The organism is Gardnerella sp. DNF00753 (genome assembly GCF_049244275.1).
In the GTDB taxonomy this organism is placed as follows: Bacteria; Actinomycetota; Actinomycetes; order Actinomycetales; family Bifidobacteriaceae; genus Bifidobacterium; species Bifidobacterium greenwoodii.
The window spans coordinates 983764-1008225 of the sequence record NZ_CP058393.1 but is presented as its reverse complement, the minus strand read 5'-3'; the positions used below and the strand labels follow the sequence as shown (position 1 = coordinate 1008225).

13 protein-coding genes are annotated in these 24462 nt (G+C 44.5%); 12 read left to right on the top strand and 1 reads right to left on the bottom strand.

What is annotated here, in order from left to right:
• Positions 1 to 316: 316 nt before the first annotated feature.
• The 8 genes from HXT33_RS04190 (at position 317) to pyrE (ending at position 17829) form a co-directional block, all read left to right on the top strand.
• Positions 317 to 7621, top strand: a complete 7305-nt coding sequence (locus HXT33_RS04190) for a peptidase (RefSeq protein ID WP_421786652.1) — start codon at positions 317 to 319, stop codon at positions 7619 to 7621.
• Between the two features lie 272 nt (positions 7622 to 7893).
• Entirely contained in the window at positions 7894 to 11094 is a 3201-nt protein-coding gene (locus tag HXT33_RS04185) for a bifunctional [glutamine synthetase] adenylyltransferase/[glutamine synthetase]-adenylyl-L-tyrosine phosphorylase (protein WP_421786650.1), read from the top strand.
• 128 nt (positions 11095 to 11222) lie between these two features.
• Entirely contained in the window at positions 11223 to 12491 is a 1269-nt protein-coding gene (pyrB, locus tag HXT33_RS04180; RefSeq protein WP_421786648.1) for an aspartate carbamoyltransferase, read from the top strand.
• 46 nt (positions 12492 to 12537) lie between these two features.
• On the top strand, positions 12538 to 13950 hold the full coding sequence (locus HXT33_RS04175; protein ID WP_421787598.1) for a dihydroorotase: 1413 nt from the start codon (positions 12538 to 12540) through the stop codon (positions 13948 to 13950).
• A 34-nt stretch (positions 13951 to 13984) separates the two neighbouring features.
• Entirely contained in the window at positions 13985 to 15028 is a 1044-nt protein-coding gene (gene pyrF, locus HXT33_RS04170) for an orotidine-5'-phosphate decarboxylase (RefSeq protein ID WP_421786646.1), read from the top strand.
• A gap of 115 nt (positions 15029 to 15143) precedes the next feature.
• A complete protein-coding gene (locus tag HXT33_RS04165; RefSeq protein WP_421786644.1) occupies positions 15144 to 16040 on the top strand; it encodes a dihydroorotate dehydrogenase electron transfer subunit in 897 nt (298 codons plus the stop codon).
• Between the two features lie 4 nt (positions 16041 to 16044).
• A complete protein-coding gene (locus HXT33_RS04160; RefSeq protein ID WP_375169421.1) occupies positions 16045 to 17064 on the top strand; it encodes a dihydroorotate dehydrogenase in 1020 nt (339 codons plus the stop codon).
• 72 nt (positions 17065 to 17136) lie between these two features.
• Entirely contained in the window at positions 17137 to 17829 is a 693-nt protein-coding gene (gene pyrE / locus HXT33_RS04155; RefSeq protein WP_421786641.1) for an orotate phosphoribosyltransferase, read from the top strand.
• A gap of 89 nt (positions 17830 to 17918) precedes the next feature.
• Here pyrE and HXT33_RS04150 read toward each other — a convergent pair whose 3' ends face one another.
• Positions 17919 to 20465 carry a BspA family leucine-rich repeat surface protein gene (locus HXT33_RS04150; protein WP_421786639.1) on the bottom strand — a complete coding sequence of 849 codons (2547 nt, stop codon included), beginning with the start codon at positions 20463 to 20465 and terminating at the stop codon, positions 17919 to 17921.
• A gap of 197 nt (positions 20466 to 20662) precedes the next feature.
• On the opposite strand from HXT33_RS04150, the gene HXT33_RS04145 reads away from it, so the two are divergent.
• The 4 genes from HXT33_RS04145 (at position 20663) to carA (ending at position 24440) form a co-directional block, all read left to right on the top strand.
• Positions 20663 to 21613, top strand: a complete 951-nt coding sequence (locus HXT33_RS04145; RefSeq protein ID WP_004135241.1) for a hypothetical protein — start codon at positions 20663 to 20665, stop codon at positions 21611 to 21613.
• 127 nt (positions 21614 to 21740) lie between these two features.
• The gene (gene efp / locus HXT33_RS04140) at positions 21741 to 22304 is read left to right on the top strand and encodes an elongation factor P (protein ID WP_004111770.1); all 564 of its coding nucleotides are present in this window, start codon (positions 21741 to 21743) and stop codon (positions 22302 to 22304) included.
• A gap of 166 nt (positions 22305 to 22470) precedes the next feature.
• Positions 22471 to 22953, top strand: coding sequence for a transcription antitermination factor NusB (gene nusB / locus HXT33_RS04135; protein WP_004135239.1), 483 nt, complete (start codon positions 22471 to 22473; stop codon positions 22951 to 22953).
• Between the two features lie 275 nt (positions 22954 to 23228).
• On the top strand, positions 23229 to 24440 hold the full coding sequence (carA, locus tag HXT33_RS04130) for a glutamine-hydrolyzing carbamoyl-phosphate synthase small subunit (protein ID WP_102694672.1): 1212 nt from the start codon (positions 23229 to 23231) through the stop codon (positions 24438 to 24440).
• The last annotated feature ends 22 nt before the right edge of the window (positions 24441 to 24462 follow it).

The following is a 24462-nucleotide window of genomic DNA, read 5'->3' as shown; positions in this document are numbered from 1 at the left end:
TTAGAAATGTAATCTAGCTTACATTTGTTATATTAATTTTGACCGTAAAAATCTGCCAAAAACGTTGGAATAAAGCCTCACGGGGGGGGGGTCTAGTAGGCTATACATCATAACAAATATGTTGAAAAAAATATGTATATTCGGTATTATTGAATATAAATCTCAACAAAAGAGATTGCGCTTCAGGGAGCTGAGCAGAAGTTTCATATGTATTTGACCGTAGTTCAATCAGCGTTTTGATTACTGCATCAAGCTCTTCGCTAATAAATTCACAAAGACTTGTTCAGAGAGAATTTGGTATTCAAGGAGATACACAATGACTAAGTCAAATTCTAGAAAGCACGCACGCAAGGTAACTTTGGATGCTGCAGTAAATAACGCAATTGAAAAGGCTGTTGACGCTCGTAAGGTGGCGGCGTTTACGGTTGGAGCCGCAGGCGTGCTGGCTGGTGCGGCGTTCGCTTTTGGAGCAACTCCGGCGATGGCTGCGGATGCTACTTCTGCGGCTGAGCCTGCTAAAGCTCCTGCTGTGACTGCTGGCGAGAATGCTGGGGCTAATAAGAAGGATGATTCTGAGGTTAAGGTTGAGGCTGAAGAGAAGGCTTCTGTAGACGAAAAGGGTAAGGATGCAGAAACTGGTAAGTCTGATAAGAAGGATCAGACTGAAGCTAATAAAGAGGCTGGGGATAAGGCTGAGAATACCAATAAGCAGGCTGAGAAGAAATCCGAGAATACTGTAAATACTGATGGTACTGAAGATAAATCGACTGTTGTAAAGAGTCGTGGTAAGCGCTCGTTGCCTGATGCTCAGCCAACCGACGAGGCTGCGACTGAAAATCAGGATCGCGCTTCAAATAATGATGCTAAGCCTTCACAGATTAAGCCTGATACAACGGATACCACTAATACCAAGATTGAAATTAACGAGAGTAACGCTGAAACTATGCCGAACGTGTATGGCTGGGGAAGCTCAGATAACACGTATAGCGTAAATGGTGAAACACACACAGTTACTTTCAATTTTGCAAAGCCAAAAGATGGTGGAGCAATCACTAATATCGCTATTTTCCCTGCTCAAAATAATGGTTTGAATAACGATAAGAGCAAGAGGGGTGCTGAATACTATTCTGGCGATGCTAAAATGCACCAGAGCTTCTCTGGCAACTATACGTTTAAGCCGAATGATGATGGCTCTGCTACTCTTACGATGAGCGATCTTTTTAGAGATGGTAACCTTAATGGCGGCGCTGAGGCGTATGCTGCAAACCGTTCTATTTTTGTGTATGTAACTAAAGATGGTACTACAACTGTTTATAAAACAAATGCATTTCGTGCGGCAACGCTTGTTCCGCCAAAAACTTCTGGCTCTGTGGTACTTAAGTACAATCAGCCTCTCACAGATGAAGCTATTCATGCGGCTCTTCAAGCAGCTACTAATCTTCCTACCGAGCGAAAAGATAAAAAGTCGGTAAGTGATCAGCTTACTGCAGCAAGCACATCGAAGGGCGTGTTTACCAGGGAGAATGGTAAAGCGGTGCAAGTTGCCGATACCACTGATGGTAAGATCAACGTAAAATCAAAGGATGCTTACGACAAGACTACGTTCGATGCCATTAATGCTAAAAAAGCTGGCGATGATAAGACTTACGTAGTTGGAGCGAAGACTCTTAATACTTATATGGTTACGGATTTGGGCTTTAAGTCTGGGGCTATTCCGCTTACGGTTGCGCGCTACGATGATCGCATTGACAAGCCGATTGTTGAAGACCCAACCAACGTTTCGGAAGATGTAAAAACCGAGATTAAAAAGAAGCTTGCACGTCTTAATCACGTTTCTGAAGACAAAATCACGTTTGACAGTGCTGGTAATGCTGTAATCAACTTCGACGGCGTGGATCCAAAGGACGCGCCAAAGATTGCTTTGCGCGACCTCGTTTTGAAAAAGCTTGAAGAAAAGGATATTTCTGTTCCTGCAGCCGATAAAGCAACCGTTGTTTACAACCCACTTGGCTACTCAAAAGCCGAGCTTGAACGCATTAAGCAGTCGATTCTCGCCGCAAACAAAGATAACAAAGATCTTGGTCTTACCAGCACGGATCAAATCACGCTTTCGTACATTGAAGGCGATACGGTGACTGCTGGACACAAAAATCAGGGAATCTCGAACGGTATGGCGGAAAACACGATTACCGTTAAGATTAAGACCGATAAAGCCTATGCTGAGTTTACTTCTGACGTAAAGGCTGGCAAGCTCACGCGTTTGGTGGATATTCGTAAAGACTACAACGTCTCGTGGGACAAGGGTAAAAATAAGCTTGACGGTCGCGACTCTGACGAAGGTTTATCGTGGAGCAACGATAGTCATACCACTATTATTTATCGCTACGACCCAACGGCTGCTAAAGAGCTTAAAACTGACGATATTATTAAGCTTTTGAAAGCTACGCCGAAAGATCAGCAGGCTGGCTTGCGAGATCTTACTGGCGGTGAGGCGCTTGATCACGAAGACACAAACGGTAAGCCTCGCAAGTCGCACATGAAATACGCCCTTAAAGATGACGAGCCAACTGGCGAGCTTTCGCTGGGCAATATGAGCGGTGCATACTGGATAGGTAACCAAAAGGTGAGCCATTCCGACGAAAAACTCGGTGACAATCAGTCGATTTCTGGATCGTATTCGTGGGATCCCGAAGCTGGCTCTGTAACAGTAGCTGGTAAGAAGGATAAGATTTACAAGGCGCGCTTGTTTGTTCAGCCGTATGCAATGACATACTATAAGGATGTATATCTGGAACAAGGCCGCAACCCAGGAAATACTGCAAAGGCAATTAACGTTATCTTTGTGCCGCAGACGAATCATAAGACAAGTAATTTGAAGGATTCGATTGAGGATCACAAGACCGAAAATGTTGATGGCAAGGACGTTCCAACACAGTCGAAGTACTACAACGCGTCTGCTGATAAGAAAGATGCGTACGACAAGGCACTTGCTGCTGCCAAAGAAACGCTTAAGAAAGTTGGAACTACAGCTGATGCTGATTTAAGTGAAGACCTTAAGGCTGAGGTTGATAACGCAACGATTAAGCTGAATAAGGCTCATGATGCTCTTGATGGTGATGATACTAAGAAGGAAGAGCTGAAGAAGTCGATTAATGCTAATGGTAAAGCTGCTGATGGTAGTACTGCTGCAACTCCTGGTACGGTAACTACTGATAAGTATAAGAATGTTACTGAGCCTGACTTTAAGAAGGCTGATGGTTCTGATGATACTGACAGGAACAATAAGGCAACTGCTGCTAAGGATGCTTACGACAAAGCTCTCGAAGAAGCTGAGAAAGTAAACAAGGATGCCAATGCTACGCAAAAGGCTGTTGACGACGCAAAGGCTAAGCTTGATGCTGCACGTAAAGAGCTTGATAAGTACAGCACTAACAAGGATAAGCTTAACGCTGCTATTGCTGAGCATGGTCATGTGTATGAGTATACGAACGATACTCTGAATACTCTTACTGTTGATCAGAAATTGGAGAAAGCTGACCCAACATATAAAAATTCAACTGAAAATGAGCGTGAAGCATATGATAATGCGCTAGAGGACGCAATTCGTTTGTCAGCTGATCCAAACGCTTCCCAAAAGGATGTGAACAAAGCTATTGAGGATCTTAAGAAAGCTAAGGATGCGCTTGACAAGAACGCAACCGACAAGGCTCCTCTTGATGCTGCCGTTCAAAAGAGCTTCGATAATCCGAAGCCAGACGATAAGTCGAAGCAGAGCGTGTTCTATAAGAACGCCGCCGCAAAGAAAGACACCGACCCTGATGCTAAAAAGGCTGTCGAGGACTACGATAACGCATTCGCAGAAGCTAAGAGAGTGCTTGGTGACAAGAACGCTACAAATGACGATGTAAAAAAGGCTAAGAAAGCGCTTGAAGATGCTGAAGCAGCACTTCATGCTGATAAGTATCAGACAAAGGCAACTGATTTAGCGGAAGCTATTGCGGACAACTTCAGCGGTTATTTGATGCCAGCGTACTTCAATGCCTTTGATGAAGCGCAAGCTAAGGGCAAAGATTCTCAAGCCGCAAAAGACTTCAAAGCCTACAACGACGCTTATCACGCTGCAAAAGACTTGCTTACGGAGATTAGGAAGCCAAATAGCACAGTAACGCAAGATCAGGCTAATAAGGTTAAAGATAAGCTTGTTGAAGCCCGTAAGGCAATCGATAAGTACGCAACCGATACCAGCAAGATTTCGGCGGCGCTGCTTCACAGCTTGGCTATAACTAAAAGCCCAGCGTATCTAAACGCGTCCGCTGGTGCTGCAGGTTCTGACGAAGCTAAGGCAAAGCAAGCGTACGATGATGCGCTCGAGAAGCTGAAAAAGGCATTTAATGATGAGATGCCTCAAGATACGGTCGATGGCAAGCCTGGTAGTGCTGCAATCTCAACAGATAATATTCCTGCAAAGGATGGAGACACTAGTAGTCCTGACTATCTTAAGAACATCCAGTCACATGCTAAGGGTCAGCCTTTGAATAGGGATGTGCCAAAGCTCCTTGCAGATCTTAACAAAGCTGTGGAAGATTTGAACAAGTTTGCGACTAAGACAGATAAGCTGCAGGAATCCATTAATAAGGATACTGATACTCAGAAAGATCCGGCGTATAAGAACACCAAGGATCCGCACAAGCTGGGTGATAACGGCCAGGAAGATACTTCTGGATATGAGACCGTCAAGCAGAAGGCTAAAGACTACGACGATGCGCTTACTGAGGCTAAGAAGCTCTTGACGGATCCAACCGCTACCCAGGCCAAAGTGGACGAGGCTCTTAAGAAGCTTGACGATGCTCGCAAGGCTCTTGAAACCTATAAGACTGATGTATCTAAGCTTCAAGAAAGCGCTAACAAGCACGGTAAAGAGGCCAGTGGTACTGAGAAAGCTACCGAAGGTACTGTTACTTCCGACGCATACCGTAACGCATCTGATCCTCACTTCATGAAGCCAGATACAGCTGATCCAACTAAGTTGGTTGAAGATGCCGAGAGGAATAACGCTGCTAAGGAAGCTAAGAAGGCATACGACAAGGCGTTGTCCGAGGCTCAGGAGTTGCTCTCAAAGCACGATAACAAGGACACGCCTCTCGACGCTAAGCCAACTCAGAAGCAGATTGACGATGCTTTGACAGAGCTAAATAAGAAGCGTAAAGCTCTTGATGCCTACAAGACCGATACTTCTAAGCTTGACGAGGAAGCGAAGAAGTCTACTGCAGACGGTGCTACAGTAGCCGATGCAGACTTTGAAGCTACGCCAGAGTTCAAGAATGCCGACGCCAAGAAGAAGGATGACGATAGCGGCAATAAGGTAGACAATGACGAAGTCGATGCCTATAAGAAGGCTTTGAAGGCTGCGCGTGATTTACTTTCTAAGAAAGACGCTACTAATCTCAGCGAACGCCCAACTCAGAAGCAGGTTGACGAAGCGCTTGATGCCTTGAAGAAGGCAAAGAAGCAGATTGAAGACAACTACAAGACGGATACTTCGAAGCTTGAAGAAGCTAAGAAGTATGCAAATGGTGATTTCAAGAAGACTCCTGAGTATAAGAATGCTACTGCAATAAAGGATGACAATACCAACGCAAAGCATGAACAAGCTGGTAAGGATTTGGAGGGTACTAATGATAATCCAGGTCTCACCAAGCTTGTTGATAAAATAACTGCCAAGTTGCAGAATGCTAGCAAGCTTACTCAGAAGGAAGTCGATGATGCGCTTGAGGCTTTGCAAAAGGCGATGGACAAAGTTACCAGCGACTACAAGACCGACACAAAGCCTCTTGAAAAGGAGGTTGGCGACAAGGATAAAGACGACAAGCCTGTAATACCTCCATTTGAGGAGTCGATTCCATACAAGAATGCTCTGTATAAGAAGCAGTCCGAAACTGGTAATGATGCAACGGCTGATACCTCTGCCACCAAGAAGCTTCAAGATTATAACGATAAGTTTGAAGCAGCGAAGAAGATTATCGATCAGGTGAAGAACCCAGATCCGAATGCAAAGCCAGAAGATCGTCCAACGCAGAAACAGGTTGATGAAGCTCTTGATGCTTTGCAAAAGGCAAAGAAAGCTATCGATGATGCCTTTACGACCGATGCTAAGGATTTGAAGGATGAGTCTGCGAAGTCTACTGCTGACGGTGTAACTACCGTTGGTAAAGATGACTTTGAGAATACTCCCGAGTTCAAGAACGCTGATTCTAAGAAGGGTAAAGACGGCAAGGAAAATGCTGACGTCGCTGCTTATAAGGAAGCGTTGAAGAAGGCTAGGACTTTGCTTGAAAAGTTTGGTGATGACAATAAACCAAAGTCTGATGCTAAGAACATCCCAACTCAGAAGGAAGTTGACGAGGCTCTTCAGAAGCTTAAGGAAATCAAGGATAAGATTCTTGCTGACTACAAGACCAGTTCTACTGAGCTTCAGCAAGAAGTTGATAAGTCTAAGGACGGAGATAAAGACAAGCGTGATGACGTGTTCGAGAACACTCCTGCGTTCAAGAACGCGACTGCTAAGGGTGATGACGCGTCTAAGCAAGCTCTTAAGGAATACAACGAGAAGCTTGCTGCTGCTAAGAAGATTCTTGAGAAGTTCGACCGCACTACTGGCAAGCCAAAGGATGGCGCAACTGACGTCCCAACCCAGAAAGAGCTTTACGATGCTCTAGATGCCTTGCAAGCCGCTAAGAAGAAGATTACTGACGACTACAGCACGGTCAAGTATGATTTGCGCCAAGAGGCTGGTGATGACTTCACTAAGTCTCCTGAGTATCAGAATGCTCAAGCTAAGGGTGATGACGAGTCTAAGCAGGCTCTTGACGAGTACAAGAACGCGCTCGACGAAGCTAATTCTGTGCTTGCAGATCCTAACGCAACTCAGGCTGAGGTTGATGCGGCTTTGAAGCGTCTTCAGGATGCTAAGGCTAAGCTTAAGGCTGGAAATAGCACGGATAAGTCTAAGCTTCAGGATGAGGCTGATGATGATGCTAACTTCCGTAAGTCGCCGTACTTCATTATTGGCAATAAGGCTGATATTGAAGCGTATGAGAATGCTTTGGCTGAGGCTCGTAGCGTGCTTGCAGATCCTAACGCAACTCAGGCTCAGGTTGATGCGGCTTTGAAGAAGCTTGAAGATGCTAAGAAGCGTATTCTTGACTTCTTGAGTCACTTCGGCGGCTCTGGCAATGGTACTGGAGATTGGAATGGCTACGGTTTTGTAAACGGCCATGAGTCTTATGGTGCTTTGGTAGATAAGTCTGCTTTGCAAATCGAAGTTAACAATGCTGTGGACGCTAATGCTAATACTGCTCAGGCTGTGGCTTACAGGCAGGCTTTGGCTGAGGCTAAGAGCGTGCTTAACGATCCTAATGCTACGCAGGCTCAGGTTGATGCGGCTTTGAAGAAGCTTGCAGAGGCTAAGGCTGCGTTGCTTAATAGTTTGAGTGGCGCATCTGGCCATAAGATTGCTAAGACTGGTGCTGCAACTGGCTTGTTTGCAGGATTTGCTGTAATCTTCGCTGGTCTTGGTGCTGCGGGAGTTGCTTCTCGCCGTCGCAAGCACTCTAAAGAGTAAGCTCTAGCGCGCTCCAAATGTGAGGTAGGTTTCTCGCGTTTGGAGCACTGCACTAAACTAATCGCTCCAAACGTGAGGTATATTCCCCGCGTTTGGAGCGAAACTTATCTTCGAACGCTCCAAATGTGAGGTAGGTTTCTCGCGTTTGGAGCGCCGCGCAACTCTAAACCCTCCAAACGTGAGGTATGTTACTCGCGCGGTTAACGTGCTCGCTGCTGCACACATCTCATACACAATTCGCCTTGTACATCACCACAGTGTAAAGTTGCGGTATGGAAAGCGCTAATAAAACAGATATTGCAACTGCTGAAACCAACTGCAACGAAAGCAGCACAACCTCTTGCGCACTCACTTCCAGAAGTCTTATTAAAGCCGGCTTTGCTCGTCCGGATTTTGCGCGCGAAGCTATTGTAAATATTTGCGAAAATTGCATGAATCATGCTGTTAGTCCGCAGCAATTTCTTGATTATGTAAGCCGCTGCGCAGACCCGGATTCTTCTTTAGTTGCGCTTCAAAATATTATTCAGGCGCAGCCGCAAACCATTGCTGATATTGCTTCAATGTCTACAATATCGTCTATGAATTGTCCGCTTGCTTCGCTTATGCAAGTGCTTGGTGCTTCTAGCGCTATGGGAATGTTTATGCGCACGCATCCGAATCTTATTATGGCTGCGGCAAGTGACCCGGATCATCTTTTTTCTATGACGCGTGATGAGCGTTGTGCTGATTTGCTTTGCGCAATTCAGGCTTACAAGGCTACGGTGGTTTCTTCGGAAAATAACGCTTCTAACACGATTTACTTAACTTCTCTTGGCTTTGCTCAAGCTGTTTCTGCTCTTCGTGCGCGTTATCGTGAGCATGTTGCTGCGATTATGGCGGCTGATTTAGCGAGCGCTGACCCTGTTGAAGTGCAGCCGGATATTAGCCGTAAGCTTTCTGATGCGGCGGATGCTGTTTTGGAGGCTGCTTTAGCGGTTGCTCGCGGTCAGGTTACTGGTTCTTCTGCGTGCAGGTTTGCGATTATTGCTATGGGTAAGCTTGGTGCGCAAGAAATTAACTATGTTTCCGATATTGATTTGATTTATGTTGTTGAGCCTGCGGATTCTGGAAATAAGCAGAATCAGGATGCTTCTTTGCGAGTTGGTGCGTCTATTGCGATGGTTTTGCAAAAAGTGTGTCAGTCAACGGTTGCTGGCTCTTTGGAGACTCCTCTTTGGCAGATTGATACTGCGCTTAGGCCGGAAGGAAAGGATGGGCCTCTTGTTAGAAGCCTTGAATCTCACCGCGAATATTATGATAAGTGGGCGAGTAGCTGGGAGTTTCAGGCGCTTTTGAAGTCTCGTCCTGCGGCTGGGGATGCGGATCTTGGAAAAGCTTACCGTGCTATGGTTGAGCCGCTTATTTGGAAGGCTTCTGGCCGTGAGCATTTTGTGGCGGACTGCCAGCATATGCGTCAGCGCGTGGAGTCGCTTATTCCGGCTTCGCAGCGCGATTTGGATATGAAGCTTGGCCGCGGCGGTTTGCGCGACGTTGAGTTTACTGTGCAAATGCTGCAGCTTGTGCACGGAAGTGAGGATGAGTCGCTTCGAGTGAGGGATACTATTTCTGCTTTGCAGGCTTTGGCTCAGGGCGGCTATGTTTCTAGGTCTCAGGCGGCGCTTTTGGCGGAACACTACCGTTTTGAGCGTGTTCTTGAGCATCGTCAGCAAATGTGGAACATGCATCGCACGCATTTGTTCCCTGATTTGGGTGCGCAGGGTAACGGCGGTTTGGATCGTGCGCGCACAATTTCTACTGAGCAGCTTAATAATAATGATCAGATTCGTCGTCTTGCGCGTGCTGTGCGGCTGCGCCCGGAAGAGTTGGTTGAGCGTTTTGATAAAGCTCGCCGTGAGATTCGCAATTTGCATAAGGATATTTACTACCGTCCTATGCTTCCAATTAATGCTCAAACGGATGCGGATCCTATTGTGCTTTCGCCGGAGGCTGCTCGCGCGCGTTTTGCTTCTATTGGTTTTGCGGATGCTGCCGCCGCGCAGTTGCATGTTGAAGCGCTTACGGAGGGGCTTTCTAGGGCTGCTAAAATTCACAGGATTCTTCTTCCAGCGGTGTTGAAGTGGCTTGGTGACGGCCAGAATCCGGATATGGGTTTGCTTGCGTGGCGGCGTCTTGCGGAGCGTTTTGGCGGTAAGAATACGTATCTTGGTTTTTTGCGTGATTCTCCTTCCGCGGCTCAGCGTCTTTGCCACGTTTTGGCGGATTCGCGCTACTTGGGCGACGCTATGATGCAGTCGATGCAGTCTATTACTTGGCTTGGTGACGATGAGGCGCTATCTGCGCGAGATAGAGCAAGTCTCGATATGCAAACTAGCGCAATGGTTGCTCGTTATGCTAGTAATATTGCGGATTTTGCGCAGTCTTTGCGCGCGCTTCGTCGGCAGGAAATTGAGCGCGTTGCTTTAGCTTGGATGTGCGGTCTTATTGACGACGATACTTCTATGCGCGCTATGAGTGACGTTTTTGACGCTGTTTTAGACGCGGCTTTGTGCTGGTCTATGCGCGAGGCTGTTTTGCGAATGAATTTTAGTAACCCTCAAGCCGAAATTGCGATTATTGCGCTCGGCCGCTACGGCGGTAGGGAAGTAAACTTCTGCTCGGACGCGGACATTATGGTAGTTTATAAGCCGGTTGGTGAAGATTGCGATTTGGACGCAGCTCACCGTTTTGCTCAAACAACTGTGGAGATTTTGCGCAATATTTTGCAAGGTCCTCTTACTCTTGAGCCAAAAATTATGGTTGATTTGGATTTGCGTCCGGAAGGAAAAGACGGCCCGCTTGTGCGCAGCTTAGAGTCTTGCGAAAAGTATTATCGTCAATGGGCGAGTACTTGGGAGCATCAGGCTTTGCTTCGTGCTCGTTTTGCTGCAGGTTCTAAAGATTTGGCGAATGCTCTACTTTATGGCGTTGTGAACGACTTGCGTTACGCTGCAAATCCTCTTAGTGAATCTCAGCTTTCCGAAATTCGCAAGCTTAAAGCGCGTATGGAAGCGGAGCGTTTGCCTAGGGGAGTTAGTAGAGACAGGCATTTGAAGCTTGGTCGCGGCGGTTTAAGCGACGTTGAGTGGACTGTTCAGCTTTTGCAATTACAATACGCTGGCACTTACGAGTCTTTGCGCGTTGTTGGCACAATGCAAGCGTTGAAAGCTTTGCAATCTGAGCATTTAATTGAGGACGACGATGCGCAAATTTTGGAGCGCTGCTGGCATATGTGTTCTGCTGTGCGAAACGCGAACTTCTTGTGGTCCGGGTCAATGTCTCGCGCGGATGTGATTCCAACCGACTCGTATTCGCTCGGCGGAATCGCAACTTATCTTGGCTACGAGCCGAACCAGGGCCGCGTTTTTGAAAACGATCTTCTAGCAACTATGCGTCAGTGCCGAGAAATCATGTCTCGTCTTTTCTACGGCCGCTAATTCTGCTGTAGTTAATGCTAGTATGCCGCCACTCCGGGTGGGGGGTTCGTCAACGCTAATCAGTAAAATTGTGTAGGTCGCGTGTGATTGCGGCCGTCTTGCCAACTGACGAAAGGTAAGCGATATTTATGACGAACGCAATGAACGCTTCTAGTTCTTCTAATTCATCTAGTTCTTCTAATTCTTTGCATCAAACTTTTTCTCTAAGCACAATTGCAAATTCTCTAGCAGGCAAAAGTGTTGTTACATTAGATGATATTTCAACTGCGCAAATACGAATGCTTTTAGACAAAGCGCGATACATTGATTCGCACCGTAAAGAAGTGGTTCACACTTGCGATGGCAGAGTGTTGGCCACTCTTTTTTATGAGCCGAGCACGCGCACTCGCTTAAGTTTTGAAACAGCAATGCTGCGTTTGGGCGGAAAAGTAATCGGTTTTGCAGGCGCACAACTTTCTAGCGCAAGCAAGGGTGAAACTGTAAACGATACTTTGAAAGTCGTGTCGAATTATGTTGATGTTGTTGCAATGCGTCACCCAAAGGAGGGTGCTGCTTTTGTTGCAACGCAAGCTGTGAGCACGCCTATTATTAACGCTGGCGACGGCGGTCATATGCATCCTACGCAAACTCTTGCAGACTTGGCTACTATTCTTGCGCGATTCGGTCGCCTTAATAATTTGACTGTTGGCTTGTGCGGCGACTTAACGTATGGTCGCACAGTTCACTCGCTTATTGAAACTTTATGCCGCTTCGGAAACGTTCATTTTGTGCTAATTAGCCCGGATGAGCTTAAAACTCCGCAGTACGTAATCGACCGCATTAACGACACTCCTTCTTGCACTTACGAAGAAACTCGCGACTTGATGGAAGTAATTGGCAGCTTGGACGTGCTTTACATGACTCGCGTGCAAGAAGAGCGTTTTACGGATCGCGAGCAATACTTGCGACTTCGCGACACGTATATTTTGACGGAAGAAAAGTTGCAGAAAGCTAAGTCGCATATGCCTGTGCTACATCCGCTTCCGCGAATTAATGAGATTGCTGTTGATGTTGACGACGATCCGCGCGCAGCATACTTTGAGCAGGTTAAAAACGGTATGCTTATGCGCATGGCTTTGGAAAGTTCTGTTCTTGGCGACGAGCTTTGCGGCTACGAGCCAACTGATTTTGTGAACGTTCCAGAAGACGAGCTGCAATCGGTTGACGCGCATGGAATTTCCTTGGCGGATCCTCGCGTGCATGTAACAGACGTGGATGCGCCTGAAAATCTTACTTGCCCGAATCCGCGCTGCATAACAAACAGTGAACTAACTCTTAAACGCAAGTTCTACAAGGCTGATTCCGTAAGGCACGAGTATCGTTGCATGTATTGTGATGAAGAGGCAGAAAGTAAGTAAAATTTTAAGCAAAACTTACGCAAAACTTACGCAAAACGGGAGTGATATGAACGAAGCTGGCACATTAACTTTGCGCAATATCTCCGTGTGGGATACTGGCGAGCGAATTGATCTTATTGTTGATGGCGTTCGTCAGGATGCGCTTATAGAAGGCAATGCGCGCATTTCTGGCGATATTGATGCAAGCGACTTGGTTGTTGCTCCTGGTTTTGCTGATCCGCACGTGCATTTTAGGGATCCGGGTCAAACCGAAAAAGAAACCATGATGACCGGCGCAGATTCTGCGGCGTCAGGCGGCTATACGCAAGTTTTGATTATGCCGAATACGATTCCTGCTCTTGACGGCGAACCTTGGGAAGATGCTCCATTTGATGTAGAAAACGTAGTTGACTATTTGCAGCGTTACGGCTGCATTTACGGCGTAAAATTGCCGGTTCGCTACGATTTAAGCGTATGTGCATCATTGGGGCGCGAGGGCTTAAAACCAAGCAATATTGAGCTTTGGAAAAAGTATGTTGCAGGAATTGCGGACGCCGAAAAAACTTCTCCTATGAAAAAGCATCCAATTACCGCCATAAGCGACGACGGTGCTGCAGTTCCTGAGCCGATTTTGCGAGATGTTTTAGCTATGGCGAAGAAAACTGGTTTGCCTTTTGTTGAGCATTGCGAGCATCATACTACGGGAGCAGTAAACGATGGGCCGGTTGCAAAAATGCTTGGCGTTGGCGGAATCCCAGCTTCAACAGAGCTTGCAATCGTACAAAGAGATATTGACGCTGCTAAAGAAACTGGGGTGCACGTGCATTTTCAGCATGTGAGCACGGCGGCAGCTTTTGAAGCGATTCGTAAAGCGAAAAAAGCGGGCTTGCCAATTACTTGCGAAACGGCTCCTCACTACTTGGCTTTGTGTGACGAGGATGTGCTGAAGTACGGTTCGATGGCAAAAATGAATCCGCCGCTTCGTTCTAAAGCGGATCGTCAGGCGACGCTTGCCGCTATTGCAGATGGCACAATTGACATGATTGCAACAGATCACGCGCCTCACACTGCGGAAGAAAAGTCGGGAGATTTTGCAAAAACTCCTAACGGAATTATTGGGCTTGAGTGCGCGTACGGCGTGTGCCGCAAAGTTTTGGTTGATGCAGGATACACGGATGACAAGCATTTAATCGAATTAATGTCTATAAATCCAATGCAATTGATGAGCAGAAGACCTACGGATATTGCGGCTTTGCTTAACGTTTCTTCGCGCTGCGCAAGCAAGCGTACGTTGCGTTTAAATGTTACTGAGCATCCTGAAAACGTTGATTTAGTGCTGATTAATATGCGAGAAAAGTGGGTGGTTGACGCAAATTCCTTCCATTCTAAAGCTCGAAACACTCCTTTTGACGGCTGGCAGCTTACAGGCAGGCCGGTTGCGACGATTATTGGTTCGGAAATTGCTTTCTCAAGACTGTGATTGATTAAATATAAATTTGGAATGGTAGTAAATTATGGACGAACTTATTGAGGCGATTGCAGCCAAGCAAAATCCTAGCGTCGTGGGCTTGGACCCTAAACCGGGTATTGTGCCTGCGGAAGTTATTAGCGCTCTTGCAGACGAAGTTTTACAAGAAGTAGAAGGCGAAGAAGCGCTGCCAACGCTTTTAGCTACGGCTTATTTTGAGTTTAATCGTGCGATTATTGACGCGATTGCGGATTTTGTGCCTGCTGTAAAGCCGCAAATCGCAATGTACGAAGCACTAGGTTCTGCCGGAATGGATACGTACGCAATGACTTGCGAATACGCAAAATCGCGTGGACTAATCGTAATAGGAGACGCTAAGCGCGGAGATATTGGCTCTACAGCTGGTCAATATGCGGCTCATTTAAGCGGTTTTGCTAACCTTTCTGCATATTTTGAAGACGAAAATGCTACTGGTAACGCACTGCCTCAATCTATTAAAAATCTTTTAAAAAGCTCTAAAAATCTTGACGTTTGGCATGAAGATTCGCTTACAGTAAACCCTTATATGGGTTCGGATGGCGTGAAGCCTTTTATTGATGAAGCAGTAGAGCATAATAAAAGCATTTTTGTGCTGCTTCGCACTTCGAATCCTTCTAGCAAAGAGCTTCAGGAGCTTATTTTGCAAGACGGAAAGCCAGTGTATGAGCATATGGCTGATTTGATTGAAAACTGGGGTGCTTCAAGTATTGGCAAGCACGGTTATTCCAAGGTTGGCGCTGTTGTGGGAGCTACGCATCCGCAGGAGGGCAAGCGTTTGCGCGAACTTATGCCGCACACTTTCTTCCTAGTTCCGGGCTACGGTGCTCAAGGTGGCACGGCTCAAGATGTTGCTGGAATGTTTGATCAAAATGGTGATGGAGCTATTGTAAACTCTTCTCGCGGTATTATTGGCGCGTGGAAAAAGTCTGAAGATTACGCTAAAAATCAAGGAAATATGTCTCTCGATAATATTCTTGATATTGTGTGTGAATCTGCAGCTGTTGCTGCTAAAAATATGCGAGACGACTTGCGCAATGCAGTATACCGTTAGAATGTATAACTAAAATAAATATAACTAAAAATATAATTAAAACTTAAAAAATAAAAAATAGAAAAATAACCAAAACGCAACGGTACAAAACACATACAAGGGTAGGGGAAACCACATGAGTGATGGCATGTTTATTCCAACGCGAAAAGCCTATGGAAACGCCATAGTTACGTTACGTGAAGACGCTTTTGACTCTTCCGGCTCAACTTGTGAGGATGAAAGTAAAAGCGCAAAATATTCGCGTCTTTGGGGGCGCAGGTCTGTAGAAGTGCTTAATAACGAGCAGCTTGACGAAGGCGTGTACCGTTTGACTTTGCGAGATGCGGAGATTGCGAAGAAAGCTACTCCTGCGCAGTTTGTGAACTTGTATTCCCCTGACCCAACTGCTATGCTTCCGCGTCCTTTTGGAGTTGCAAGCGTTGAGGGAGATACTTTTACGCTTATTTTTGCGGTTGTTGGTAAGGGTACGGAAGTTTTTTCGCATCTTCGCTCTGGAGATAAAGTTGACGCATTAGGTCCTTTGGGATTGGGCTTTAATATTGATTCTCCTGCGCATTACGTGCTAGTTAGTGGCGGATTGGGTGTGCCGCCTTTAATGTTCGCAGCTCAGGCTTTGGGTGAGCGCAAGGATTCTAGCGTAACGGCAGTTCTTGGCTACCGTAGTAAGCGTTTTGCAGACGACTTAATGAAGGAATATATTTCAGACGTGCACAGTATTACGAATTCTGAAGGAACTGTTATTACGCTTCTTGACGAGCTTGAAAAAGTTAAGCATTTTGATTTCGACGACGATTTGCCAACGGTTATTTTGTCTTGCGGACCATTGCCAATGATGAAAGCTGTGGCTCACTGGGCTCATGAGCGCGATGTGCAATGCCAGCTGAGTCTTGAGGCGCGTATGGGATGCGGTTATGGAACTTGCGTTGCTTGCGTGGTTGACACTTTGGAAGGCAGGCTGAAAGTTTGCAACGACGGTCCTGTTTTTGATGCGAATCGTTTGGGTTGGGAGTAAAATCATGAGTTCTGTAAATAATTCTGTAAATAGCGTAAATGCCGAAAATAATTCTGAAAATAACGCAAATTCTGCAACAAATTCCGCTGAAACTTTAGGCTTTGACACAAGCCATGTGTGGAAGCATCCAACTCAAGTTGCGGGCGTTAAGTGGAAGAACATGGTTGGTACAGCTTCCGGAACCTTCCAGCTGGCAGCATGCAGGCGCTTTTACGACGTGAGTCAACTCGGCGCAATCTGCACTAAAGGTGTTTCTCCAGTTCCTTGGGAAGGAAATCCTTCTCCGCGCACTGCAGAATCTCCTTCTGGAATGGTAAACGCAGTCGGCTTGCAAAATCCTGGTGTCGACCATTATTTAGTAGACGAGCTGCCGAAATTAAAGTCTATGGGAGCGCTTGTTATTACTAATGTTGCTGGCCACAGTGACGACGATTATGCGCAAGTTGTTGAAAAGCTCGCTGATTCTGCGGCAGACATGCTTGAAATTAACGTGAGTTGCCCGAACGTGACTCACGGCGGAATGAGCGTTGGTACGGATCCGGTGGCATTGCACCGCTTAATTAAGCGTCTTCGCGCAATGACAGATAAGCCGATGATTGTAAAAATGACGCCAAATGTGACGGATATTGTGTCGATTTGTAAAGCTGCGGTTGATGCTGGAGCGGACGCTTTAAGCATGATCAATACGCTTGTTGGTTTGCGAATTGATATTCGAACCGGCGAGCCGATTATTGCAAACCGCACGGGCGGCGTTTCCGGTCCTGCTATTTTCCCAATTGGACTTGGATTCGTGTGGCGAGTTCGCCAAGCTATGCCAGATATTCCAATTATTGGCATTGGTGGCATTGATTCTGGCGAAAAAGCTTTGGAATACTTGTATGCTGGAGCGAATGCTGTAGAAGTTGGTGCTGCCGCTTTGGTGGACCCTACTGCTCCGATTCGCATTGCTCGCGAGCTTGACGATTTGCTTGATTCGCGTCCAAAGCTTGCGTCTTTGCTTGCTGAAGGCAAAACTTGGCGCTGAAATTAAGAAAGTAAGCGTATTTAGAAAGTATTTAGAAAGTATTTAAAAATATTTTAAGAAAGAGAGCTAATTATGGCAGAATTAGACGAGCGTTTTACAAAGTTTTTGCTCGATTCAGGCGCGCTTAAATTCGGTGACTTTACGCTAAAATCTGGTCGTAAATCGCCTTATTTTATTAACGCGGGCGCTTTTGACGACGGCATGAAAATCGCTAGCTTGGGCGCATACTACGCTCAGCGTGTTGTTGCAGCAATCGAAGACGGCAAACTTCCGCAAGATATTGACACCGTTTTTGGCCCTGCTTATAAGGGCATTCCGCTGGCTGTTTCTACGGCTATGGCTTTAACAAATAATCACAATATGCCAGTCGGCTTTACTTTTGACAGAAAAGAGCGCAAGGATCACGGCGACGGCGGAATTATGGTTGGAAAACCGTTAAAAGACGGCATGAAAGTGCTACTTGTTGACGACGTTATGACTGCTGGAACTGCAGTTCGCGAAACTTTGCCGAAGCTTAAAGCGGAAGCAAATGTGGAAGTTGTTGGTTTGATTTTGGCAGTAGACAGAATGGAGCGCACAAAAGACAGCGAGCTTTCAGCAGTAAAAGCAGTAGAGCAAGAATTTGGATTCCCAGTTTTGCCGATTGCAAACGTGCGCGAAATTTTCGCCGCAGCTGAGCGTATTAAAGGCGACGACGGAAATCCTGTAATGAGTGAGGAATTAGCTTCGCGCGCTGCTAAATATCTTCTTCAATATGGCGCTTAATAAATATCTAAAAATCTTAGAGTTTTCCGCAAAATGTTGTAAAACGTGTCGTGTAGAACAACATTTTGCGGAAGATTATTGCAAATGTTTTAGTTTTTCTTTAAAACAAAGGTCACAATTCCAGCAATTGTAGAACCAAATACAACTAATATAGCAATAGCTAATACATTCGTATTCTTGTTTGAAGAGGCTGATTTTGAGATAGAGTTATTATTTTTTAGTGCGCCCTTCTTTTTATTTACGATTTTACTTGAATCATCATCTTTAGAATTGTTTTCTTTAGAATCATTGCTTTGCAAATCTTTGGAATCAGCCTTATTGCTGCTCGAGTTGCTGCTTGGCTCGGTATGCTTCTTATTTGTTGCAGTTTTTTTGGTGATTTCTGCTTTGTAAGAAGTATCTTGATTTTCTTGTTGCGATTGAGCTGATTCTGCAGTCTTAGTTTCTGCAGTCTTAGCTTCCGCAATTTTAGATGGTTCTGCAGAATATGCTTTTGCAGCAGCGCTAGCTTGATAATAACGGCTATAATTATAATCATTTTGATTGAACGCAGCTAATAGTCTATATAACTTGAGCAAACTGTAATCCGAATTAGAATCCGAATTAGAATCAGAATTAGAATTCGAGTCAGAATCCAACTCAGAGCCCAAAGATTCATCTGCACTAGGCTCAACAACGTTTGAATTTTCCGTTTGAGTACTTTGAGTTTTAACAGTTGTTTTAACAGTCAAATTAAAATCTTTACTGAAATCAAGATTGCTTAAATCTGTGTTAAAAACAGAGTTGCCATTATTCCAATCTGTAATCACTTCATCCTTTAATCCGAGCATTGCAGCTAAAGTTGTATTTGCTGCGTTTGTATCTAGATTATGGAAGTCAACTATTTTGTTGTCTGCATCTTGGCAATTAACAATTGCATCAACAAAATTATTCTTTCCATTTGTATTAACCAAGCAACTAATACTAGCATCACCGTGCTTTATTGCGGCCATAAAGTATCCGCGTAAGAATCTTCTAGGAGCCTTATTATCGCTTGATTTTGCGTTATTTTTTATTAATTCTTCTGCACTATTTGAGAATCCACCTTTTTTAATACGAAGATTTCCACCTTGTGCGCTTGCTTCTTTCCAAATGTCAGTAAGTGCCGAAAGATTTGTTTGCTTAAGGTCAACTCCAGATGGAATAGTAATATCATCGATTTTGCTGCCGCCAAACATGTTTTTAACACCTTGGTTTAATGAACCAGTTTGAATATTAAGAGCTTGCGTTAAATCCCACTTAGAAATATCTAGCGAAGTTATAGAAGAGTTTGCAAACATATCGTTCATATCTGTTGCGCTAGAAGTGTTCCATTTTTCGATTCCCGGTATTTGCATTAAATTAAGAGTATTTGAAAATGCTTTTCCCATATTCCAAATGTTTTTTGTATCCCAATTTTCTAAGCCAGTTATCTTTTTAACGCCACTGTTTTCAAAAAGACCAACAATATTTCCAACATAAGAAGTTTTCCATTTTCCAAGATTAGCTTCTTTAAGCGCGGTTGTTCCAGTAAACATTCTGCCAATGTCGTTAGTATTGCTAATATCCCAGTTTTCAAGCGCTTTAATGTCTTCTAGCTTGTTGGCGTTCATAAACATTCTTCCCATTGAAGAAAGATTGTTGTTTGTAAACACTTCTAGGCCTTCGGTAGTTGTTAATCCACTTTCTTCAAACATTCCAGTTGCTTCATCGCAGTAGGTGTTGTCCCAAGTAATTCCCTTAACGTTTGAAAGGTTATGTGCTTGGTAGAACATGTTGTTCATATGATGAACATTGCGCGTTTTAAAGTTTCTAATGCCGTCTGCAGATTCGATTGCGCTACCTTCGAACATACTAGTCATGTCGGTAACGTTGTTAGTGTTCCACTTTTCGTCTAATCCGTGAACTGTGTGCAAATTTTTTGTGTTTCTAAACATTAGTTGCATGTTTTCAACATTGCTAACGTCCCAATTAGATATTGGATTTATGCTACTTATTCCACTATCTTCAAATAGACTGCTCATATCTGTTACTCGGCTTGTAACCCAGTCTTTAGTTCCATTAATGTTTTTTAACTTAGGTGTTGAAGAAAACATTCCAGACATATCTTCTACATTAGTAGTGTCGAATAAATCCAAATTGTTTATTGTCTCTAGATTTGCAAAGTTTGAAAATAGATTGCTAGCACCGTTGCCGAGTTGAATTTTTCCAGCATTTTCAGTTTGATCGCCTGATTGAACAATATTTATGACTTTGACTTTAGATGTATCAAAATTTACGACATCTGGATTATTTTTATTAGATGAAATTATCTTTTCAATTGAGTTGGATGCAAAATCTGTTCCGTTAATTTTTGATATTTCAAGAGTGTTAGTGGATTCATTAAACTTCCACTTTAGTCCAGTAGGAGTTGGGTCAAAGAATCCCTGATATTTTGCTTCATGCCAAGTGTTTAGTGTGTTTTCTTTGTTTTCTTTGTTTTCTGGATTAGTCGCAACAGATTCTTTTTGCTGCGTTAACCCTGTGTTTAATTCTTCGCTAGCAATGGCTTGATGAACTGGTATTAATGAGCAAATCATTGCTGCGCATGCGCAAGATGCGAATATATGTTTCTTCATGGTTTTCCTTCTGGGTTAAATCATGTGTATGTTCGTTTTTGTTCGAACGTGTTCATTATATAGACGCATGTAAACAAAAAAGGAAGTTATGTTAGTTTATGTTCTTTTTTTGTAAAAATAATTATAAATTAATGTTTTGTAATGATGCTTTTATATGTGATTGAAAAATATCAAAAGATTGTAATAATCTCTATAACATGGAAGGCAATGATAATCGATATCAAGATACTAGCGATTTGGATTCTTTTAATAATCCTGCTCAGTATGAGCAAGAAAATATTTTTGGATCTTCTAATGATGATTCAAACAACTCCTTGTTAAGCGATAAAAAGGCTATTGCTGTTATTGTTTGTGTATCTCTTATATCAATCGGAGTTGTTGCTGGATTATGGTTTGCATTATTTGCTAATAACTCTAAGCCTAATCTAAAAGCAAGTGAGCCTTCTAAAATTTGCATTCAATTGCGCAAAAAAGTAATCGATGCTAAAGAAGAGCTTAAAAAAATTGTATCAAGTCAAGATGTTAAAGATGCTTCTAATATAAAAGCTGCTGATTTTGATGAAGATTTTGATGCCACTAAAGACGCTGCAGATGATTTTGAGTCTTCTCTAAGCTACGCTAATGATGACTTAAATGATGATATTCCAGTATGCCCACTTGGCGCGGATTCTTACGATTCTACAACAGTTGAAAATAAGCTTTCAGACACATTGGATGCTTTGCGTAAAGATGCTAATTCTGTTAAAACGCATGCAAAGAATTTACTAAAAACTAGCAGAACTGCTTTTGGTGATCAATTATTAAATCTTGTTAAAAAAGCTAGAGAACTTGTAGAAAAAGCGAAAAATTTGCCTATTTTAGCTGCTGCTTCTAAAAGTCTAGAAAATGCTATTAATGATGCTGGCAATGCTCTTGCTAAAAGCAGCAATAATTATCAAGAGTTAAAGCAAGCTTATCAAAAAATAAAAGCTGTTATAAGCAAGTACGAAGATAGAATTAAAAAAGTGAGCGATAGATTTTTAAGTAGAGATGGCAATGGGTATCCTTTTGATGCTCCACATCCTAAGGATGATCAAGGTGGCTATATTCCAATGGGTCGTAGTCAAAACTCAGAGTCTTCGGAACAAAACGATCAGAGTAACAAATAATTGCGTTAAATGCGGTTGTTATTTTAGTTGTTATTTTAATTAGTTGACGCTTTGTGGCATAATAAGCAAGGTTTATTTCTTAAGCCGCGAAAATTGCGGCTTTATTAGCGAAAGAAACGGGTAACTCGTGGCACAGACTACCAATGATATTAAGAATGGATCGGTTTTGAACCTTGACGGTCAGCTTTGGACCGTCGTTAAGTTCCAGCACGTGAAGCCAGGCAAGGGTCCTGCTTTTGTGCGTACCACCATTAAGAACGTGCTCTCGGGCAAGATTGTCGACAAGACTTTTAATGCCGGCATGAAGATGGAGTTCGAGACCGTTGATAATCGTACTTTGCAATACTCCTACGAAGATGGCGACAACTTCGTTTTCATGGACATGACCACTTACGACCAGGTTTATATTCCTAAGGTTTTGGTTGGTGAGCAGAGCAAGTATTTGCTTGAAGGCACCGACTGCATCGTAAGCTTCCATGACGGCACTCCTTTGAGCGTTGAGCTTCCAGCTTCCGTAATTTTGACCATTACGCACACTGAGCCAGGCTTGCAAGGCAACCGTTCTAACGCTGGCACTAAGCCTGCAACCGTGGAAACCGGTGCTGAAATCCAGGTTCCACTCTTCGTGGGTGAAGGCGAAAAGGTGAAGGTCGACACTCGTGACGGCTCTTACCTTGGTCGCGAAAACTAAAGAATTAATTATCTAATTAAAAAATTAGTTATCTAATTAAATTAGCTATTTATTTCTAAATAATTTTTATAGTGTGACCCGGTGGCGATTATTCGTTACTGGGTCGCGTAATTTTTAATACAACTTTATTAAGTAATTTTTATACGTTACACAGAAGGGCGCTATTATGGCACGTTCCACTGCTCGTAAGAGGGCTTTGAATACGCTTTATGAGGCGGATGAAAAGAATCAGCCTATTCTTTCTTTGCTAGAGGAGCGCGTTAAAGAGCCTGGCGCTCAAACTCCGCTTCCAGAGTACGCTATTGAGATTGTTCGAGGCGTAGGAGAGCGACGCAACAGAATCGACAAGACGCTTAACCGTTATTCGACTGGCTGGAAAGTTGGCAGAATGGCTGTTATTGACCGCAATATTTTGCGCATTGCGGTGTGGGAAATGCTTCTTAACGAGGAAATTCCAGACAAGGTTGCGATTGACGAGGCGATTGCGCTCGCAAAAATGTATAGCGATGAGGAAGCTATTGCGTTTATTCACGGACTTCTAAGCGCGATTATGGCAGATAAAGATGCTTGCTTGGCAAAGTTTAATGGCGAAGCTTCTACTGAAGACGCTGCTACGGAAGAGTCTACGGAAGAAACTGCTGCTGAGTAATAAGCTTTGCAGTTGTGCTCTGCAGCTATTACGTTAAACCAAGCCCTCCAAATGTGAGATACTTTTCTCGTGTTTGGAGGGTTTTGGGTTGTGTTTTGCTCCAAATGTGAGGTAGGTTTCTCGCGTTTGTAGGGTTTTGGGTTGTGTTTTGCTCCAAACGTGGGGAACTTGTCTCGCGTTTGGAGCGCTCAAGCAGGTCGCCGCGCCGGCGCGTCGCCCGTCCGCCAACCTGAGTAAACTTGCCACGAATATCCTAAAGCCATAAGGGGGTTAAGGTGGATTACAACGACACCTTCGCCGGATTCGGCAGTGATGATGCAGTATTGGTGTTGGAGGATGGTCAGGTTTACGTTGGTAAGCCTTTTGGTGCGCAAGGTTCTACGCGCGCCGAGATTGTGTTCTCCACGGGCATGACTGGTTATCAAGAAACGTTAACTGATCCAAGTTATGATCAACAAATCGTAGTTCAAACATTCCCACACATAGGTAATACGGGAATGAATCACGAAGATCCTGAATCTAATCGCATTTGGGTTGCGGGTTACGTGGTTAAGGAGCCAAGCCCAGTAGTTAGCAATTGGCGCGCTGAAGGTTCCTTGGAAGACGATTTACAAAAGCAAGGTATCGTTGGCATTAGTGGTATTGATACTCGAAAGCTGGTACGTCATTTACGCTCGGTAGGCGTTATGCGTGCCGGCATTTTTTCTAATAGGGCCCTGGTTGATTCGTCAACCGGGGCTTTTCGTACCGTCGCTTCCTTCGTTGACGAAATTAAGCAGACTCCTCAAATGCAGGGCTTGCGTTTAACGGATGAAGTCAGTACTAAAGAAACGTATACGATTGAGCCTTGCGGAGATTTTGAAGGAAAAGATCCGCTTTACACGGTTGTAGCAGTCGACTTTGGTATTAAATCTATGACTCCTCACCGTTTGGCTGAGCGCGGCTGCCGCGTGCACGTTGTAAGCTCCTCAATCAGCTTTGAATCGCTGCAAGCGCTTAACGCAGACGGCGTATTCTTCTCGAATGGTCCTGGAGACCCTGGCCAAGCAAATCGCGAAGTTGAGCTTTTGCGCAAAGTTTTGGACGCAGGCTATCCGTTCTTTGGAATCTGCTTTGGAAACCAGCTGCTTGGTCGCGCTCTTGGCTTTGGCACTTACAAGCTGAAGTTTGGCCACCGTGGCATTAATCAGCCTGTAAAAGACGTTACAACCGGAAAAGTGGAAGTTACGGCTCACAATCACGGCTTCGCGGTGGACGCTCCTCTTGACGGCCCTGTTAAATCTCCTTACGAAAACGGCCACTTTGGTCGCGTAATGGTGTCGCATATTGACTTGAACGACAACGTTGTAGAAGGCTTACAATGCCTTGATATTCCAGCGTTCTCGGTGCAATATCATCCGGAAGCTGCAGCAGGCCCGCACGACGCTTCCTACCTATTTGACCGCTTTGTGCAATTAATGCGCGAAAACGCTCGAAAAAGCAAGTAATACTCGAAAAAGCAAGTAAGAT

Bases quoted from the DNA above. Each gene is read 5' to 3' on its own strand.
- pyrB (WP_421786648.1), top strand. From the start codon at position 11,223: ATGACGAACGCAATGAACGCTTCTAGTTCTTCTAATTCATCTAGTTCT.
- HXT33_RS04145 (WP_004135241.1), top strand. From the start codon at position 20,663: ATGGAAGGCAATGATAATCGATATCAAGATACTAGCGATTTGGATTCT.
- HXT33_RS04190 (WP_421786652.1), top strand. From the start codon at position 317: ATGACTAAGTCAAATTCTAGAAAGCACGCACGCAAGGTAACTTTGGAT.
- pyrE (WP_421786641.1), top strand. From the start codon at position 17,137: ATGGCAGAATTAGACGAGCGTTTTACAAAGTTTTTGCTCGATTCAGGC.
- HXT33_RS04150 (WP_421786639.1), bottom strand. From the start codon at position 20,465: ATGAAGAAACATATATTCGCATCTTGCGCATGCGCAGCAATGATTTGC.
- HXT33_RS04185 (WP_421786650.1), top strand. From the start codon at position 7,894: ATGGAAAGCGCTAATAAAACAGATATTGCAACTGCTGAAACCAACTGC.
- HXT33_RS04160 (WP_375169421.1), top strand. From the start codon at position 16,045: ATGAGTTCTGTAAATAATTCTGTAAATAGCGTAAATGCCGAAAATAAT.
- pyrF (WP_421786646.1), top strand. From the start codon at position 13,985: ATGGACGAACTTATTGAGGCGATTGCAGCCAAGCAAAATCCTAGCGTC.
- nusB (WP_004135239.1), top strand. From the start codon at position 22,471: ATGGCACGTTCCACTGCTCGTAAGAGGGCTTTGAATACGCTTTATGAG.
- HXT33_RS04175 (WP_421787598.1), top strand. From the start codon at position 12,538: ATGAACGAAGCTGGCACATTAACTTTGCGCAATATCTCCGTGTGGGAT.
- HXT33_RS04165 (WP_421786644.1), top strand. From the start codon at position 15,144: ATGAGTGATGGCATGTTTATTCCAACGCGAAAAGCCTATGGAAACGCC.